Origin of the sequence: Paraburkholderia solitsugae (assembly GCF_013177695.1) — a bacterium.
Taxonomy (GTDB): domain Bacteria; phylum Pseudomonadota; class Gammaproteobacteria; order Burkholderiales; family Burkholderiaceae; genus Paraburkholderia; species Paraburkholderia solitsugae.
Window position 1 is genome coordinate 81,095 of sequence record NZ_WOEY01000127.1, and the last position, 16,379, is coordinate 97,473.

General features: G+C 60.5%; 20 protein-coding genes. 13 read left to right on the top strand and 7 right to left on the bottom strand.

What is annotated here, in order from left to right; genetic code table 11:
- Nucleotides 1–73 precede the first annotated feature (73 nt).
- The 5 genes from cpaB to GNZ12_RS31875 all read right to left on the bottom strand — a co-directional run bounded on the left by cpaB (nt 74) and on the right by GNZ12_RS31875 (nt 3,663).
- Nucleotides 74–910, bottom strand: coding sequence for a Flp pilus assembly protein CpaB (cpaB, locus tag GNZ12_RS31855; RefSeq protein WP_172313973.1), 837 nt, complete (start codon nt 908–910; stop codon nt 74–76).
- Nucleotides 911–947: 37 nt separating this feature from the next.
- Entirely contained in the window at nt 948–2,345 is a 1,398-nt protein-coding gene (locus tag GNZ12_RS31860; RefSeq protein WP_172313975.1) for an ATP-binding protein, read from the bottom strand.
- 89 nt (nt 2,346–2,434) lie between these two features.
- Nucleotides 2,435–2,971 carry an A24 family peptidase gene (locus GNZ12_RS31865; RefSeq protein ID WP_172313977.1) on the bottom strand — a complete coding sequence of 179 codons (537 nt, stop codon included), beginning with the start codon at nt 2,969–2,971 and terminating at the stop codon, nt 2,435–2,437.
- 206 nt (nt 2,972–3,177) lie between these two features.
- Complete coding sequence (locus tag GNZ12_RS31870) at nt 3,178–3,342, bottom strand: Flp family type IVb pilin (RefSeq protein ID WP_328806057.1); 165 nt, start codon at nt 3,340–3,342, stop codon at nt 3,178–3,180.
- Nucleotides 3,343–3,492: 150 nt separating this feature from the next.
- On the bottom strand, nt 3,493–3,663 hold the full coding sequence (locus tag GNZ12_RS31875) for a Flp family type IVb pilin (RefSeq protein WP_172313979.1): 171 nt from the start codon (nt 3,661–3,663) through the stop codon (nt 3,493–3,495).
- A gap of 1,072 nt (nt 3,664–4,735) precedes the next feature.
- Between GNZ12_RS31875 and GNZ12_RS31880 the strand changes: the two genes are divergently transcribed.
- From GNZ12_RS31880 to GNZ12_RS31925, 10 genes are all read left to right on the top strand, one after another.
- The gene (locus GNZ12_RS31880; protein WP_172313980.1) at nt 4,736–5,977 is read left to right on the top strand and encodes a glycosyltransferase family 87 protein; all 1,242 of its coding nucleotides are present in this window, start codon (nt 4,736–4,738) and stop codon (nt 5,975–5,977) included.
- On the top strand, nt 5,974–7,257 hold the full coding sequence (locus GNZ12_RS31885; protein ID WP_172313982.1) for a glycosyltransferase family 87 protein: 1,284 nt from the start codon (nt 5,974–5,976) through the stop codon (nt 7,255–7,257). The genes GNZ12_RS31880 and GNZ12_RS31885 overlap by 4 nt, the downstream gene beginning before the upstream one ends.
- A gap of 105 nt (nt 7,258–7,362) precedes the next feature.
- The gene (locus GNZ12_RS31890; RefSeq protein ID WP_172313984.1) at nt 7,363–8,412 is read left to right on the top strand and encodes a glycosyltransferase; all 1,050 of its coding nucleotides are present in this window, start codon (nt 7,363–7,365) and stop codon (nt 8,410–8,412) included.
- Nucleotides 8,413–8,430: 18 nt separating this feature from the next.
- On the top strand, nt 8,431–9,165 hold the full coding sequence (locus tag GNZ12_RS31895; RefSeq protein ID WP_172313986.1) for a class I SAM-dependent methyltransferase: 735 nt from the start codon (nt 8,431–8,433) through the stop codon (nt 9,163–9,165).
- Nucleotides 9,166–9,172: 7 nt separating this feature from the next.
- Nucleotides 9,173–9,550, top strand: coding sequence for a GtrA family protein (locus GNZ12_RS31900; RefSeq protein ID WP_172313988.1), 378 nt, complete (start codon nt 9,173–9,175; stop codon nt 9,548–9,550).
- Nucleotides 9,472–9,786 carry a hypothetical protein gene (locus GNZ12_RS31905; RefSeq protein WP_172313945.1) on the top strand — a complete coding sequence of 105 codons (315 nt, stop codon included), beginning with the start codon at nt 9,472–9,474 and terminating at the stop codon, nt 9,784–9,786. Before GNZ12_RS31900 ends, GNZ12_RS31905 begins: the two co-directional genes overlap by 79 nt.
- A gap of 129 nt (nt 9,787–9,915) precedes the next feature.
- Nucleotides 9,916–10,623, top strand: a complete 708-nt coding sequence (locus GNZ12_RS45615; RefSeq protein WP_172313990.1) for a hypothetical protein — start codon at nt 9,916–9,918, stop codon at nt 10,621–10,623.
- Between the two features lie 376 nt (nt 10,624–10,999).
- A complete protein-coding gene (locus GNZ12_RS31915) occupies nt 11,000–11,590 on the top strand; it encodes a TetR/AcrR family transcriptional regulator (RefSeq protein WP_172313992.1) in 591 nt (196 codons plus the stop codon).
- A gap of 173 nt (nt 11,591–11,763) precedes the next feature.
- Nucleotides 11,764–12,744, top strand: a complete 981-nt coding sequence (locus tag GNZ12_RS31920) for a zinc-binding dehydrogenase (RefSeq protein WP_172313994.1) — start codon at nt 11,764–11,766, stop codon at nt 12,742–12,744.
- A gap of 166 nt (nt 12,745–12,910) precedes the next feature.
- Complete coding sequence (locus GNZ12_RS31925) at nt 12,911–13,522, top strand: glutathione S-transferase family protein (protein WP_172313996.1); 612 nt, start codon at nt 12,911–12,913, stop codon at nt 13,520–13,522.
- 18 nt (nt 13,523–13,540) lie between these two features.
- Here GNZ12_RS31925 and GNZ12_RS45115 read toward each other — a convergent pair whose 3' ends face one another.
- On the bottom strand, nt 13,541–13,675 hold the full coding sequence (locus GNZ12_RS45115; protein WP_268959047.1) for a hypothetical protein: 135 nt from the start codon (nt 13,673–13,675) through the stop codon (nt 13,541–13,543).
- A gap of 132 nt (nt 13,676–13,807) precedes the next feature.
- Nucleotides 13,808–14,578, bottom strand: a complete 771-nt coding sequence (locus GNZ12_RS31935; protein WP_172313998.1) for a DUF4410 domain-containing protein — start codon at nt 14,576–14,578, stop codon at nt 13,808–13,810.
- Between the two features lie 168 nt (nt 14,579–14,746).
- Here GNZ12_RS31935 and GNZ12_RS31940 point away from each other — a divergent pair, with 168 nt between their 5' ends.
- The 3 genes from GNZ12_RS31940 (at nt 14,747) to GNZ12_RS31950 (ending at nt 16,165) form a co-directional block, all read left to right on the top strand.
- Entirely contained in the window at nt 14,747–14,980 is a 234-nt protein-coding gene (locus GNZ12_RS31940) for a hypothetical protein (protein ID WP_172314000.1), read from the top strand.
- Between the two features lie 391 nt (nt 14,981–15,371).
- On the top strand, nt 15,372–15,797 hold the full coding sequence (gene phaP, locus GNZ12_RS31945; protein WP_074286572.1) for a phasin family protein: 426 nt from the start codon (nt 15,372–15,374) through the stop codon (nt 15,795–15,797).
- Nucleotides 15,798–15,898: 101 nt separating this feature from the next.
- Nucleotides 15,899–16,165: a hypothetical protein gene (locus GNZ12_RS31950; RefSeq protein ID WP_172314002.1), complete on the top strand. Its 267-nt coding sequence runs from the start codon at nt 15,899–15,901 to the stop codon at nt 16,163–16,165.
- Nucleotides 16,166–16,379: the final 214 nt, after the last annotated feature.

Consider the following 16,379-nt stretch of genomic DNA (forward strand, 5'->3'; position numbering starts at 1 on the left):
TCGAGACTTCCGTTATTTGCCTTGGTGGTGCCAGTTGCAGCGGCTCGTCTTCGCAGATGCCGCCGCATCCGCCCTAGAAACATTCGATACTGCCCAACACTCCGGAGAGCACGCCGACGCAGTCTCGCTTCGCCGCTGGTCGTGCGGCGTAGTGCACGCGCGCCGGACGTGCGGGCAAAGCGGCAGGTGCCGAGGCCGGTGCCGCTACAGGTGTGCCGAGCAGCGTGAACTTCGTGGCGCCGTCGGTCGGTAGCGTCGCCTTATCAACCTGGTTGCGCAGTACCAGCGATAACGTGCCGACGCTGCGCGCGAGGTCGAGTTTTTCCGCCTGGTCGGGCGTGACTTCGAGCGTGACCGCGTTGACGACCTTCGGTGCCGTGTCGTCGCGATTGACCTGCTGGGCCACCGCGAGAACCAGGATCTTTTCCAGCACGATCTTCGAGATGCTTTGCTGAGCGTCGCTCTTGCCCGGTTCCTGGGTGTTCACGATGACGTCGACGTAGTTGCCCGGCAGCGCGAAGCCCGCTACGCCGACCACGTCGTTGACACGGACCGTGATGGCGCGATTGCCTTCGCCGATGACGGCGGAGAGGCCGCCTTTGGTGCCGATCGGTGCGAGCTTCGCCTCGATCACGGGCTCGCCGCGCCCGAGACTCGTACGCACCACACGGCCATCGAGCGCTTTCGGATCGGTGAACGCACCAGGCGGCACACTTCCCGTCGGCCAGTTGACGGTGCGGATCAGGCTGGCGTTGAGCGGCTCGCCGAGACTGACGTCGCCCGCCGCGACCGCGATCGGCGTGACCGCATTCGACGAGGTTTGTATCAGCCATCGAGAAGCAAAGACCACGGCGGCCAGACCGGCCAGCATGGCGACGGCCAGCATGACTAAAGCGCGACTGTTTTTCATGGTGATACTCCTGCGTAGGTCGTTGGACACTTGCCGGTCAACCGGCGGCCAACTGGTGGCCCGGCCGGTCGGCCGTAGGTGGGTAGGTACTGTCGTGGTCCAGCGCGGTGCCGAAATAGCTGTGCCATGCTTCGCGCAGTCCTTCCCCCGTCACTTCGCGCGCCGTGCCGCGGTAGTGCGCCGTGGCGGAGATCAGATTGAGCAGATCGCCTGGATAGCAGGCCAGGAACGGCTTGCCGCTCGGGAGATGCAGGTTGTGGAGCAGGTAGTCGAATGAGGTTTGCACCGCAGTGAGCTTGAGCGCAGCACAACGCGCGTTGAAGACCGCGCGATAGTCGTCGACCGACAAGGGTCCGACGTACAGCTTCGAGCCGAGCCGGCGCAGGAATGCGTCGTCGAATTGGGCCGGAGCGAGATTGGACGAAAACACCGGCCATACGTCGAAAGGTGCAATGAAGCGCGAGCCGGATTGCAGCGTGAACTGATCGACACCCCGATCGAGCGGCATCAACCAGCGGTTGAGCAGATCATGAGGCGCGATGCGCTGGCGCCCGAGATCGTCGACGATATACAGTCCCATGTTCGCTTTCATGTGCGGCGGCGCCTGGTAGAAGCCGGCCGTGGCGTCATAGCGCAGGTCGAGCGCTTCGAGCGTCAGTTCGCCGCCTGAGATCACCATCGGGCGGCAGCACATGCGCCAGCGCCGGTCGCTTGCCTGCGTCTGACTTTGCTCGGGCGCATCGCGATGCACGAGTGGGTCGTAAAGCTGCACGATTTCGCCGCCGACGTAGAGCGCATAGGGAATCGGCACGTTGCCGCGCAGCAGCAGGCCAAGCCGTTCGGCAAGAAACGTCTTGCCGCTGCCTGCTAGGCCGTGCAGCATCAACGGCCGTCCGGCATTGAGCGAGGCCGCAGCTGCATCGAGCAGCGTGTGATCGATGACCACGTCGCGGAATGCCGAACTTACGTTGCTTTGTGTGATGCGAATCCAACGAATCGAGTGTTCGCGCACACTTGCAACATAGCTGTCGAACGCGACGGGGGCGGGGCCGCAATATCTGCAGCGCGTCATTTCGTCTTGTGCGAGATTGCGGCCGCTGTCTGTGAGACGAAGCTGCACGTCAATGTCATTCGCCCCGCGGTGGGTGATCTCGACGAGGTGCTCGCGCACAAGAAATGCCAGCACGTCGTCGAGTACGCTCACCGACAGCTTGTGCCGCTCGGCGAGATCCGCGAAACTCGACTTGCCGTGCAGCAGGACGGACTTGAGTACGAGCCGTGTCACGAACTCCTGCGGCAGTCCGGTTTCGGCGAGCGTGCGTGGAGCACGCAGCGACACGGTGGATTCCTCCGCTTGACGGCCATACGACGGCTCAGGCTCCGGCAGGTGCGTAACTTGCGCGACACTCCCGCTTTCAAGGTTCTGCTGGTTCATCGCTCTTTTCTCCCGCACCGGTTTGCGACCGGCATCACAGGCTGTACGGCTCTGGCTGTCCATGCTGGCGGCAACCCCGGATTCTTCGGCTACGCAGCCGATGCGAACAACACACCCAATGTTCCCGCGGCAATGGCAACGCCGTAGGGTAGTGATCCAACCGATTCGATCTGCTGGTACTGAGGATTCCCGGCCATCTGTCGTCCGGGGTGCCACATGCTGCTTACGATGCACCAGAGATTCACGAGCAATTGCCGCGTGCGTCGGTGACGCAAGATGACGCACAGTGACCAGATCCCGCCCGCGACGAACGTTGCCAGGGCGATACGGACGGTCATCGCCGGTCCGACCCAGGCGCCGATCGTCAGAAGCAGTTTCACGTCGCCGGCGGCCATGCCCCGCAACAGATAGAAGGGCAGCAACACCGCGAACCCGGTCAGGGCGCCGGCCAACCAGTCCGCACTTCCGGCAAGCGGGCCGTTCAGCCGGACCTGCACGACAAGTGCAGCGACGAGGCCGATCGCGATGATCCGGTTCGGAATTCGCCGGCAAGTGAGATCGGTGCTGGCTGTCACGATGGCCAGCGCAATCACACATGCAGGAATGGGTTGTGGGGGCAGAAACATGGCGGGTCTCGATGGGTTTTGTCTGCGTTTATGAAAGCGCCGCCGTGACCTTGGTCGCGATGCGCTGATGCTTCGCAATGTCGCTCCATGCGTGCATGGCTATCTCCCGAATTGATTCGTCGTCGCTCTCGCTCGACGGTGGAACACGCAATGATTCTGGGGAAGACGGGAGAGACGGAAAACCGCCCACCCGTCAAATCCCGTCTCTACAGATCGCTTGAGATGGTGTTGAACACCGCGTTCAGATCTGTCCCGACTAGCGCTACGGCAACGATGATGGTCACCGCAATTAGTGCCGCGATAAGGCCGTACTCGATGGCTGTCACGCCTTGTTTGTCCAACACGAAACGTTTGGTACGCGCTGCGTCAATCCTGAAGAACTGCAGCAGCGCGACGCGTCGTGCTGCTTCTCTCATCGCATTCATAGGTCGCTCCTGTCTTGGTTGGGGAGTGCTGTCAGAATCGAGGACCCGGCGGAGACGGACAAATCAACGGCTAGTCATTGTCCGTCGACGCGCCGCTTATAGGTCGGCCGCGACTGTGTTAAAGACCGCATTCAGCTTTGTGCCGACGAGCGTTACGGCGACGATGATGGCGACGGCGATCAATGATGCGATCAGCCCGTATTCGATAGCGGTTACACCATCTTCGTCACGAACGAAACGCTTGGCTTGGGCGATGATATGTTGCATGGCTAACTCCTTTGGATCACTAATTAAAAACCCTTGGCCTGAATTGGCTGAGGGAAGGTACTACGGGCACTGCGGAAAAAAGGGGCGCCGAGTCTAGGCCGGCCGTGTCGGCGTACACACGGATGCGTGCAAACCGATCTGGTCGGAAGAGTCGCAGCGAGTAAACAGACCACGGAGCGTGTGCAAGGCGAATTGCCAGGCGTAGGGTCTGTGGAGATCATTGCCGGCGCGATGGTGCGCGCAGCGAATGATCGATGTGGTTGCTGCCGGGAACGCGAAGCCAGTGTCGCTGTGGCGACGGTGGGCCCGTCGTTTTGTTTGATCGATCTTCATGTCGTGGTCCTCGCATTCTGTTGCTCGTTATTGGCTTCCGGCCAAAGCCGGAGCCCGCTAGTCAGTCGGCGACTACCCGCTGTTCTCTTTCTCCCCGCGCTGTCTTTGATGATTGCAGCTGCGTATGTGAAGAGATTTCCCCGTGGCTGACTCCGGTCACGATTCAGGCTCTCCCTCGTACCTGCTACCTGAATCGCGCCGGTCGTCACGTCGTCGACTTCCGCGCCCTTTCCTTCGCAAGCTCTGGGCCAGCTTCCCCAAATGCCAGGAAATACGGCGGTGAGGGCGGTTTGCCGGTTGTTCAATCTCACCTCCGACGCACAGGTTGTCTCTAATCTGCGACGATTTCGGGCGCCGATCCGCCAGGGGCAGAATCCCGGAGAGGCCCGCCGTTCGTTGCTCTGCGGAAAATACTCGCGATTTACCCTGGTTCGGTTCGGACGCCGGTGTCGATGAGATCGGCGGCATTTCCACGGACTCGCCGGCCAAAATCGTTTCAATGTTGAAACGCGACTCATCCAGGTCGCTAAAAAACGCGTCGAATTTGCGCTGTGACGCGTGTCTTTGACGGGTGCCACGGCCGGGGAGGAAAACGATGCCTTGAAAGTCAAAGTATTTCCTACAACAATGAATCGACCACAAGCGCGCGATGAATCATTCGTTCGCTTAGGAATGGAAACAAAAAAATCAGATAGACCGGATGCGAAAAAATATCCGGATCTCATGCGAGGCGGGGATCATGTACTTTTCAGGTCGGGGAGTGTTCGGTACCGAACGTTGCATCCATAACTGGCTCACACGCGAACGCGTGTTGCTGTATAGCTGCGTGATGCTCGTGCTTTGCGCCATCCTGCTGGCGGCATGGGGTTGGACTAGCGGCGGTTTCATGGCGACTGGCGTCACCCGGCCGGGCGTCGACTTCTCAGTGTTCTGGACTGCATCGCACATGATGTTGAACGGCTCACCGGCGGCGGTCTACGACTATCCTACGTTTGCACGGGCAGAATCGGCACTTCTCGGTGCGTATGTGAATCATGGTTTTTATCCGTGGCTTTATCCGCCGACGCTACTGCTGCTCGTCACACCGCTTGCTCTTCTGCCCTACACCCTTTGCTATTTACTGTTCGTGTGCGTCGGCGCTTGGTTGTTCGCAACGAGCACGTTAGGTGTCAGCGGTTTCGCGACGCACTTTCGTCGTCCGCAGGTTGCGGGGCTCGTCGTGCTGGCGTATCCGGGTGTCTATGTCGCAGCCTCCATTGGACAGAATGCGTTGCTGACCGCCGCGCTGATGGCCTTCGCCGTTCGCTGGACCGAGAAAAAGCCCGTACTGGCTGGTATTTGCATCGGCCTGCTAGCGATCAAGCCGCAATTGGCGGTGCTGTTTCCGGTAGTGCTGATCGCGGCGCGTGCATGGAAAACCATGTGGGTGGCAGCGATCAGCGCAGGGGCGTTTACAGGACTCAGTGTGCTGGTGTGCGGCACTCAATCGCTCCACGCGTTTGCGGCCAGCACGCGCCTCGCCCGAGAGTTGGTACTCGAGAACCGCACGCTGTACTTGTTTGCGTCTCCGACCCCGTTCGCCGCATTGCGCCTCGCCGATGCATCGATCGCCATGGCTTATATCGCGCAAGGCGGCGTCGCACTAATCGCGGCTGTGGCAGCCTGTTATGTGTGGAAACGCACAGACGATCTGCGTATGCGGGCTGCGGTACTGGCAGTGGCGACGCTGCTCGCCATCCCCTATCTATGGTTCTACGAACTCACCTGGCTTGGCGTGGCGCTTGCCTGTATGACGGTGTGTGGTCTGGAAAAGGGCTGGCGGCGCGGCGAGCAGGCCATTCTGGTGGTGGCGTGGCTGCTGCCGCTATACGAGTACTTCAATCGCCTGACCCTGTTGCCGCAAATCGGACCGGTAGTCCTGCTGCTCGCTCTGCTCGTTATCGTGCGGCGCGTGCGGCTCGATACACAGGAGGCGGCATGAATCTGCACACGTTCCGTCATGCCGCGCCGAAATGCCGGCCGCTGCCGGTATTGCACGGAGCGGGTCCGACGAGGCGTCCGCATTGGCTCAACGCGGATCGTCTGCGGCTATACCCGATCATCGTATTTGGGTGCTACACATTATTCATCGCAATCTTTCTGGTCCGGATAAGCGGGCAGAGCGGGATGAGCGGCATGAGTCCATTCATGGTCGATTTCCTGCCGTTCTGGAGTGCAGCAGTTCTTGCCCTGCATGGGCACGCAGTCGATGCCTATAACGTAAAGGCGCTCTCCGTGATCGAGATCGGCGCGGTGCCGTACCTGGGCGCGGTCAACGGCATCCTGCCGTGGCTGTATCCGCCCAACGCGCTGCTGCTGGTTGCTCCGCTTGCGCTGCTTCCCTATAAGGCAGCTGCGGTGCTATGGCTCGGCGGCGCGTATGCGCTCTTCGTCAAGGTGATCCGGGCCATCGTGCCAGACCGGCACGCTATCCTGCCCGTGCTGTTCTTTCCTGGTGCGCTTTTCGTCATCAGCACCGGGCAAAACGGCTTGCTGACAGCCGCGCTCGCAGGGTGCGGACTTGTATGGTTGCGCCGCCGGCCGGTTGCTGCAGGGGTCTGTCTGGGCCTGTTGTGCATGAAGCCGCAACTGGTCCTGCTGTTTCCGCTGGCTCTGCTGTGCTCCCGGTCCTGGCGCGCGCTGGCTGCTTTCGTGTTGACGGCCGGGGCCACACTCGCGCTTGCGATGCTCGTGTTCGGCGCCCAAACGCTAACGGCATTCCTGCATAACACCGGGATTGCCACTTACAGCATCGAGTCCGCACACGCCACGCTTGAACGCGTGCCGACTGTATTCGCGCTCGCTACGTTGGTTCATGCGCCGGCTGGGCTCGCCTACGCGGCGCAGGGCGCGTGTGCGCTGATCGCCGCGGCTGCCGTCTGTTACGCGTGGAGCCGTGAATGCTCGTATGCCCTGCGTGCTGCAACGTTGATCTGCGCGAGCCTGCTCGTGAGCCCGTATCTCTACGACTACGATCTCGCCTGGTTCGGTGTGTTGATCGCGTGGTATTGCCGGCACGCGCTGGTCGCGGGTTGGGAGCGCGGCGAGCGGGAATGGCTGACCGTGCTCTGGATCGCGCCACTCGGGGGCATTTTGATCATGGCCTGTGGGCCGTTCCAGTTCTTGCCGTTGATCTCGCTGACAACGCTCGGGATGCTGCTGCGGCGCATCGCGCTGGAACGGCGCGCGGCCCCGGTCTTCCAACGTTATGCCGACGAGTGAGGGCCACTACACAAGAGAAGGAAACGCCGGAGAAAAACGTGCGCGATGTGCGGCCTACATTCGCACCGGCTCATAGCATCAAATCAGAATTACGGGGAGGTAATCATGTTTGAACAATATAATATTCCACTGATTTCACTGGTAGTGCCGTTCTACAACGAAGGCGAGGCGGTAGATCAGTTCTTTAGCGAGATCGTTCCGGTTCTCGAGGGGATTGCGTCAACGCGTTTCGAAATAGTCTGCGTCAATGATGGCAGCAGCGACGGTACGCTCGACAAGCTGATCGCCGCCAGCGCGCGCGATGCGCGCATACGTGTTATCGACCTGACGCGAAACTTCGGCAAGGAGGCAGCGCTGACGGCCGGCATCGACGAAGCGTGGGGCGACGCGGTGATCCCTATCGACGCCGATCTGCAGGATCCGCCGAGCCTGATTCCGGTCATGGTCGAACATTGGCGGAAAGGTGCGGAAGTCGTCGCCGCCAAACGGACTAACCGGGCGTGCGACACCTTCGCGAAGCGTACCGCTGCCGCGATCTACTATCGCGTTCACAATGCGCTGTCTGAAGTGAAGCTTCCGGAAAACGTCGGCGACTTTCGTTTGATGGACCGTCAGGTCGTCAACGCACTGCGAAATTTGCCGGAGCGGCGGCGCTTCATGAAAGGGCTGTTTGCGTGGGTCGGCTATCGGACCGTGATTGTGGAGTACCAGCGCGAACCGCGCAGCGCCGGTCATTCGAAGTTCTCCGGATGGCGGTTGTGGAATTTTGCGCTCGAAGGCATCACGAGTTTCAGTACCGTGCCGCTGCGGAGCTGGACCTATATTGGCCTTGCGATCGCCACTGTGGCTTTTGTGTATGGCGGCTTCATCATCGGCCGCACGCTGTGGCTCGGCAACCCGGTGCCCGGCTACGCGTCGCTGCTTTCCGTGATGCTGTTCATGGGGGGTATCGAGTTGATTGGGATCGGCGTGGTCGGCGAATACATCGGCCGAATCTACTACGAGACGAAGGGACGGCCAGTCTATCTCGTGCGCCGCCGCTATCAGGAAAATAGCAAGATCAGCACGCTGCCCGTCGGGCGCAACAGCTCGCGCATGTCGAACACCCTGCGGCTCGAATCCTCGCGCAAGCGCGTGCGGTTCGCTGGCCGCTGATTCGTGGAGGCATGAATCATGTCCCCTGATGCTTATCTTCAGATGGCCGAGACCGAGGCCGAACATTGGTGGTTTCGCGGCCGGCGCGATGTGTTGAGTTCGGTGTTGCGCCGCCTTGCGTTACCGTCCCGCGCGCGTGTGCTCGAAGTAGGTTCGGGCACCGGCGGCAACCTGGAAATGCTGGCCGAGTTCGGCAGCGTGAGTGGAATCGAGATGGACGAGACGGCGCGGGTGCTGACAGCAAAAAGCACCGGAGAGCGTTTCGATATCCGCGCAGGCCGTTGCCCGGATGATTTGCCTTTCGACTGCGAACGCTTCGATCTGATCTGTTTTTTCGATTGCCTCGAACATATCGCCGACGATGTTGGCTCGCTCGTGCGCATGCGGGAGGTACTGGCCCCCGGCGGAAAAGTCGTCGTAACCGTGCCGGCATATCAATGGCTATGGAGCGCGCATGACGTGTTTCTTCAGCACCACAGACGCTACAGCCGAGCGGCGCTGACGGCGTGCGCTGACGAAGCAGGTTACCGCATCGAACGCATCACGTACTTCAACACGCTGCTGCTGCCGCTGGCGATTGCGGTACGTTTTATCGACCGCCTGCTTAAGCACGATAAATCGAGCGGCGATGCTACTCCGGCCGATGTGCTGAACACGTTCCTATACCGCATCTTCAGCGCTGAGCGTCACTGGGTTTCACATCGTACGTTGCCGTGCGGCGTGTCGCTGCTCGCAGTGCTGACGGTAAAGTGACACAGCCATGGCAAACAACACCGAGTTTATAAGAGTGGTCCGCTTCGGTGTCTGCGGCGTGCTGGCGACGGGCTTGCATATCGTCGTGGCCGTCGTGCTGATATCGCACGCTGGTGCGTCGTCGACGTTGGCGAACACGGTGGCGTTCGCATGCGCGACGTGTTGGTCATACCTGGTGAACACGCTCTGGAGCTTCTCATATTCGCTTCGGCTCAGGAACGTCTGGCGATTTGCGGCCGTTTCGTTTGGCGGTGTCGTTTTGACCGGTCTGGTGTCGTACCTGGCGCACGCTGCAGGAGCCGGACCGTGGATAGGAATTGCGATGGTCGTTTGCACGATAACGCCGCTCACTTTTGTCACACACCGTCGCTGGACATATCGATAGAACGTGCGCATTTGCATATTGCCGATTCTTCATGGGGAACGGCCCATTTCTCGACCAGGAATGATTTGAAAGTCTGGTCAACTGCCATGACATCCGGGGTGCTCGCGCATTACATTGCACGCCGTTGCGTGCGCTGGTCGAATGCCGCCGGTGGAACCAACAGCCTGAATACCCTGTTCGGGCAAATCGCATACAGCCTGACAAAGCCGCGGCTGATACCGCTGAGTGCATCGTAAGGCGTTGCGGCAAAGGCAGATGTGGCCTTGCAAACGGCCGGTCGCATATCGGCCATTCCGTCGCCAGATGGCTCCGACACAAAATAAACGATATATACTGTTTATACAGTTATCAATTCGGAGGTAAACATGACAGCACCCGTCACTCGGGAGCACACCAAGAAGGCGTTCCATTTCCCGAAGAGTTCGGCTAAGCACGCGGCGGACGGCGCGGCGCAGGACGTCGCGCCGGAACAGCCGGCGGAAGCGGCGCCTGTCGTCAAGAAGTCGGCCAAAACGAAGCGCTCGGCAGCCGCGGAAGGGGCCCCTGCCGGTAAGAAGGCGGGTAAAGCGAAGCGCTCGGCGGCTTCGGAAGCGACGCCTGCCGTTAAGAAAGCAGCCAAAGCAAAGCGCTCGGCAACGGCGGAAGCGGCGCCTGTTGTCAAGAAGGCGGCCAAAGCAAAGCGTTCGGCAACCGTGGAAGCGGTGCCGGTCGCCAAGAAGGCGGCCAAAGCGAAGCGTTCGGTAGCAGCGGAAGCAGCGCCGGTCGTCAAGAAAGCAACCAAGCCGAAGCGCTCGGCAACCGCGGAAGCTACGCCTGCCGCCACTCCTGAAGCAAAGAAAGCCAAGGCGCCGAAGAAAGAGAAAGTCGTGCGCGACAGCTTCACGATGCCGAAATCGGACTATGACAAGATCGCGTCGCTCAAGCAGAAGTGCCTTGACGCCGGCGTGCCGGTCAAGAAGAGCGAACTGTTGCGAGCAGGCTTGATGATGCTGGAGTCGGCAGCGCCGCAGCGCCTGCTTGCTGCGGTGTCGTCGCTCGAGACGGTGAAGACGGGGCGTCCCGCGAAGGGCTAAACCTGGCATTGTGGTTCGATGCAAGATTTAGCTGGCGTCGTGCCCGCCCGGGCGGTGTCGGACTGCAGCGCATCCGGCTGCAATTTCTCGAGCCGCAGGGGCGGGTACGAAGCATCATCATGACACCGCCATATTGCTGGAAGGTGACGGGCACATTAAGCCGAGCCGCCAGCAGCTTCCCAACGAATCCGCCCTGCAACCTGATCGAACAGCGTACGCACGCGGGGAACGCAAGCCGGTTGTAAATCCATTTCGACACGCGATCCGCTCGCCTTTCCACGATTGCCGCCCGGATAGGGCGCTCAACCTCGGCCATGCGCAGCCGTATTTATGCGCTCTAGACGACTGGTCTAATTGAAGCCATAATCCGGTTCCTATGAGAGCTAGCCATCCCCACATTCGTCGGCACATCCTCGACGCCGGGCGCGCCCTGATCGCGCGCAAAGGCTTTGTCGCGGTCGGGCTGAACGAGATTCTGACCACTGCCGAGATCCCGAAGGGGTCGTTCTATCACTACTTCGGCTCGAAGGAATCGTTCGGCAGCGAGTTGCTGCAGCAGTATGTCGCCGACTACGCGGCGCGCCTTGACGAGCTGTTCGGTCAGCCCGGGTTCAACGGCCGCGACAAGCTGCTGAGTTATTGGGCCGCCTGGCAACAGGCGCAACTCGATCAGGACGGCGACGAAAAGTGTCTGGTGGTGAAGCTGAGCGCGGAAGTCGGCGACCTGTCCGATGAGATGCGCATCGTGCTGCGCGACGGCGTCGACCGCTTGATGACGCGTCTGGCGTCCGTGATCGAAGAAGGTAAAGCAGATGGCTCGCTTTCGCCGGAGATCAAGGCCAAGGAAGCCGCCGAACTCCTTTATCACATGTGGCTCGGCGCGGCGCTCGTCACCAAGCTGCGACAGGATGGAAGCGCGATGGCACAAGCCATGGCGGTCACCGTCAGCGTACTTCGCGCGCCTTGACCGTGCCGCGGTCGAGGCCGAGACCGTGACGCTATTGACGCCTCTCGAACAGAAGCACCAGCAGAAGCACTCACAGAAGCGCTCGCTGAAGAAGCACTCGCAAAATCACTCGCAGAACCACTAACTCCGTGCAGAGCGGAGTCCTTACCGTTGCACATTCCAGGAGATTGATTGTGCGTAGCGTTATCTATTCCTCTTTCGGCAATCCCACCGACGTGCTGCAGGTCGCGGACCGCCCCACGCCGAATCCCGGCGCAGGACAGGTGCGCATCAAATCCACCATGTCGTCGATCCACAATCACGACCTGTGGACGATTCGCGGTCAATACGGCTACAAGCCGAAACTGCCGGCTGTGGGCGGCACTGAAGTCGCCGGTGTAATCGACGCGATCGGCGAGGGTGTCGATCACGTGAAAGTCGGTCAGCGCGTGGTGGTGGCCGGCATCTACGAAGCCTGGGCCGATTACGTTCTGGCGCCGGCGGCAGCGGTCATCCCGCTGCCCGACGCGATCGACGACGAAACAGGCTGTCAGTTGATCGCCATGCCGTTGAGCGCGGTGATGTTGCTGGAGTATCTGCATCTGGAGCCCGGTCAGTGGTTCATCCAGAATACGGCGAACGGTGCGGTTGGTAAGACCCTGGCGATGCTGGCCAACGCACGCGGCATCAATGTGGTCAATCTGGTCCGGCGCGAGTCGGGCATTGCGGAATTGGCCGAGGTGGGCATCGGCAATGCGGTGTCGACCGAAAGCGACGGCTGGAAGAAGCAGGTTCGTGGCATCGTCGGCGATGCGCCGCTGGTAGCGGGTGTCGATTCGGTTGGTGGCGATGCCAGCGGAGACATCTTCAGTCTGCTTGGCGAGAACGGCACGCTGGTTTCGTTTGGCGCCATGTCCGGTGAGCCGATGCGCCTCAGCTCCGGCGACGCGATCTTCAAGCAGGCGACCGTCAAAGGTTTCTGGGCGACCAAGGTGTCCGAGGTCACGTCTGGCGCGGATAAAGCGCGAATGATCGGTGAACTGCTGAAGCTCGCTGCATCGGGCGAGTTGAAGCTGCCAGTCGAAGCCGTCTTCGACGTCGAAAACGCGGCGCAAGCGGCAGCGGCGAGCGAGAAGAGCGCGCGCAAGGGCAAGGTGCTGCTGCGGTTTAAATAAGCAGCGGGCCTTTTCGCTGCACCGCGCGCCGCGCCGTGTAGCGAAGTACCGTCCCAATGCCAGTTCGCAAGCTATCTCCAACGCCTGGCTGTCTGTCCGAATCTATCGATCGGATGCACGGCAGGCGTTGGCCGCATTTTTTCTCGTCGACTCCAAAGCCCAATCCATGATCGAAGTCCATCACCTCAATGAATCCCGTTCGCGCCGCATTACGTGGCTGCTCGAAGAACTCGGCCTCGACTATCAGCTCGTTCAGTACCAGCGGAATCCGCAGACCCGTCTCGCTCCCCCGGAATTGATGGCGATCCATCCGCTGGGCAAGGCCCCCGTGATTCGTGACGGCGAAAAGGTGATTTTCGAGTCGGGCGCGATTGTCGACTATCTGATTCGCCACCATGGCAACGGCCGCCTGAGCCCGGCATACGGAACCGACGCGTACGACCGTTACGCGCAGTTTCTGCACTACGCGGAAGGCTCCGCCATGCTGCCATTGATGTTGAAGGTGTACACGGCACGTCTTGGCGACGGTGCTGCTCCGTTGCAACCGAGAATCGAAAGTGAGTTGCAGAATCACCTCGGTTTTCTGAATCAGGAATTGGCCGGCCGCGACTACTTCATGGGCGATGAATTGACTGGTGTCGATATCCAACTCTCCTTCGTGGCTCAGACGTGCCTGAAGTTTTGTGGACGCGACGCGTTCCCGAATATCACTGCGTTCGTCGATCGCATCGAGGCGCGTCCCGCTTATCAACGCGCGATGGAAAAGGGCGGCGCGTAGGCGTACCTCAGCCGGCTATCAGGCCGGTTCGCTCAACGCCGGCTCATTGACGATCTGTTTGATGACCGCTTCCAACAAGCCTGGAAACCCGGCGTCCAGCTCGGCACGCCGCAGCGAATTCTGATGCACGGTGCCGGCAACGCGCGTGCGCACCAGCCCCGCTTCGCCGTCGCTTAAGCGCTGCGCTACGCGAAAGCGGTGAGGGCGTAATAAAGCGCGCGGCAGGGTGTGAATTCCACACACCCTGCCGCGCGCTATTTGCAGATCAATCCTGCTGCGGGTTGCTTATCCTTTGATGTGCTCCGTCGAGAGCCAGCCCCCGCTTACGCCGATCTGCGCCACCTGTTTTGCCACCGCGTCGGCCAGACGCTTCGCGTCCGCTGAAACACCGGCCTTCTTGGTTTCGGATACAGCGTGCAGGCCACCGCCCACAGCCGCTGAGGTCGCGACGCTCCCGACCGCGGCGCCCACGCCGGCTGTTTCTGCCATACCGGGTGCCTTGCCGCTGTCGCCGGTGGCATTGAAACTTTGCACCAGCCGCGCGGTGCCGCCCGCTGGTTTGTACAGAATCTGCACGGAGCTGCTAACCTCGCTCTTGCCTGCGCCGAGGCCGATCAGCACGCGGCGGCGGCGATTGCCCTGGTCGATCGTGTCGAAGCTGCCTTGTACGAGCAGGACGTTCTGGTCGGCGGGGGCGGGGATGTCCGAGCGAATCGCGCGCAGCCCAATCGACTGCAATTGATGCACGATTTCGTTGGCGACCTGCTCACGCACGGCGATCGCATCGGCGGATTGCTTGTCCGCGGGGGACGAGCCGTCGAGCTGCGATTTCAATTTCTTCAGCATGCCGCCATTGTCCAGTTTCACCTGATCCGGATTGGTGTCGAACGTGTAGACATAAATGTTGTCCGGGCGCACTTGCGGCTGTGCGCTGGTCTGGGTCGCGTTGCTGATGGTGCCGCCGGCGCAGCCGGTCAGGAGCGCGCTGCCGAAAACCATCGCGACGCATGCAAAACGAGCGGCATTCTTTTTGAGGAAACTCACTGAAGTCAACATGTTCATCCTGTCGTCGGCACTGGGTGCCGTTATGTTCGAACGCATCTTCCGATGATCGGGCAACCGTGGGATCGGTGATCATCGGGATCGCGTTCGCACGCGCATTTTCACTAAAGCACCCTTGATCTCATGCGTCTTTTTTCGTACGCACCGGCAGCGAAACGAAGTATGGGTGAGTCACTTCCCAAACTCCATTCAACAATTATTTCGCGCTATGTCACGGCGAAACAGGCCGCTGCGGGGTGGTTCAGGCAGGGGGTGAAAGCGACGGCGAGGACATCAGCTCAAGGCGAGCTGGATGATGCAGCAAAGAACGAAGACGAGAAGCGCGGCGGCGACGGCCATGTTCAGCGGATAGCGCATTCTTCACCTGGCACTAGCGTTGCGGTGTTCTTATCCTAATCACCTGAGGGAAGATGAAAAGTGGGCAGCGAGGCGGCTATGTGCGAAAGCCAACGTAGCCTGCTGAATGGCTACGCTGCTTTTTGGCGGGAGCGCTTCCAACTGATCTTGCGTCGGGATGGATTGCCGTGTTCCGTTCCGTGATTTGGAATGACCGGGCCCCAAAGCGAACGAGTGTGCGCGTCGGCACGAAGACAGACGACGCCAGGGTGTGCCCGCTGGCGCAATGTGGCTGGATGGCGCATGATTGAAGCAATGTGCCGTCCGACCCTAGAAGCAGCAAGCCTCTGCGGGAGGCGCGGCGCACGCGACGCCACGGGTGCATATGCCGGAGAGGCCCATCGCGGCGATGCACTGCGGGCGAGTATTCAATCGTTAAGGAGGATTTCGCATGGACCGACCTGACGCCGCCAATCCGTTTGGCGATTTCACCAAAATGCTGGAGCAGTTCAAGCTCCCCGGCTTCGACGTACCCGCCATCATGGAAGCACGACGCAAGGATATGGAGGCACTGGTTCAAGCGAATCAGACGGCCTTCCAGGGCATGCAGTCGCTCGCGCAGAAACAGACCGAGATGCTGCGTACCACGCTGGGCGAATTGCAGTCGCTCACGGGGCAGCTGTCGGCCGGCGGCGCCGCGCCTCCGGCGAAAGCCGCCGAACTGATCCAGCAAAGCCTGCATAAGTCGCTCGCCGATATGCAGCAGTTGGCGCAAGCCGCGTATCAGACGCAGGCTGAGTCGTACGCGGTGATCGCAAAACGCGTAGAAGAAAATGTGCAGGAGCTCAAATCGCTCTTGCAGCAGCAGAAAAAGTAACCGGCGCGCCCGCGTCGGATCGCTCGATTCGGATCCGGCGCCACTCGCGGAATTCGCAATGAATTCGCAATGAAGCAGCAATGAAGTGCCAGGTGCCGCGGATGGCGATCAAATTATCCGCGGCATTTTTTTCGCCTCGAATCACCCCCATCCCGCGATTTTCTCTTCACACAAATGCAGTCTGCACGCGCCGCAATGATCAGATGAAACAGGCCCGCGAACGCGAATTATTCAGCGAACGCTTACATCGCTCGTCACATGCTACACGCATCGATATTTTTCTGCTGCGGCCCCGTTATTTTTTCAGGGTGTTCGCTTTAAACAGGGAGAAGCGGAAAAAAATGCATCGAAACGCCGCCCCTTGGTGATCCGGTCCGCAAATTTCAAACAGTCTGAAACGGCATCGCGCTCGCGGAAGGTTTAAATCGTCCCGCAAACGATTGCTGTGCCACGTCGCGATGCCTAAAGTTTCGCGCCGCCACTCCGTAGACGCATTCACGCAACCCAACCGGTGTGAATGCAGTACCGGCACCACCGGTCCGGAGTGCACCCCTGGATTCCCGCTCGTGATGGGCTCACCCG

Coding starts and splice junctions, on each gene's coding strand:
- GNZ12_RS31875 (WP_172313979.1), bottom strand. CDS start 3,663: ATGCAACATATCATCGCCCAAGCCAAGCGTTTCGTTCGTGACGAAGAT.
- GNZ12_RS31880 (WP_172313980.1), top strand. CDS start 4,736: ATGTACTTTTCAGGTCGGGGAGTGTTCGGTACCGAACGTTGCATCCAT.
- GNZ12_RS31935 (WP_172313998.1), bottom strand. CDS start 14,578: ATGTTGACTTCAGTGAGTTTCCTCAAAAAGAATGCCGCTCGTTTTGCA.
- GNZ12_RS31925 (WP_172313996.1), top strand. CDS start 12,911: ATGATCGAAGTCCATCACCTCAATGAATCCCGTTCGCGCCGCATTACG.
- GNZ12_RS31915 (WP_172313992.1), top strand. CDS start 11,000: ATGAGAGCTAGCCATCCCCACATTCGTCGGCACATCCTCGACGCCGGG.
- phaP (WP_074286572.1), top strand. CDS start 15,372: ATGGACCGACCTGACGCCGCCAATCCGTTTGGCGATTTCACCAAAATG.
- GNZ12_RS45615 (WP_172313990.1), top strand. CDS start 9,916: ATGACAGCACCCGTCACTCGGGAGCACACCAAGAAGGCGTTCCATTTC.
- GNZ12_RS31950 (WP_172314002.1), top strand. CDS start 15,899: ATGGCGATCAAATTATCCGCGGCATTTTTTTCGCCTCGAATCACCCCC.
- GNZ12_RS31865 (WP_172313977.1), bottom strand. CDS start 2,971: ATGTTTCTGCCCCCACAACCCATTCCTGCATGTGTGATTGCGCTGGCC.
- GNZ12_RS31900 (WP_172313988.1), top strand. CDS start 9,173: ATGGCAAACAACACCGAGTTTATAAGAGTGGTCCGCTTCGGTGTCTGC.
- cpaB (WP_172313973.1), bottom strand. CDS start 910: ATGAAAAACAGTCGCGCTTTAGTCATGCTGGCCGTCGCCATGCTGGCC.
- GNZ12_RS31890 (WP_172313984.1), top strand. CDS start 7,363: ATGTTTGAACAATATAATATTCCACTGATTTCACTGGTAGTGCCGTTC.
- GNZ12_RS31860 (WP_172313975.1), bottom strand. CDS start 2,345: ATGAACCAGCAGAACCTTGAAAGCGGGAGTGTCGCGCAAGTTACGCAC.
- GNZ12_RS31895 (WP_172313986.1), top strand. CDS start 8,431: ATGTCCCCTGATGCTTATCTTCAGATGGCCGAGACCGAGGCCGAACAT.
- GNZ12_RS31940 (WP_172314000.1), top strand. CDS start 14,747: ATGGGTGAGTCACTTCCCAAACTCCATTCAACAATTATTTCGCGCTAT.
- GNZ12_RS31885 (WP_172313982.1), top strand. CDS start 5,974: ATGAATCTGCACACGTTCCGTCATGCCGCGCCGAAATGCCGGCCGCTG.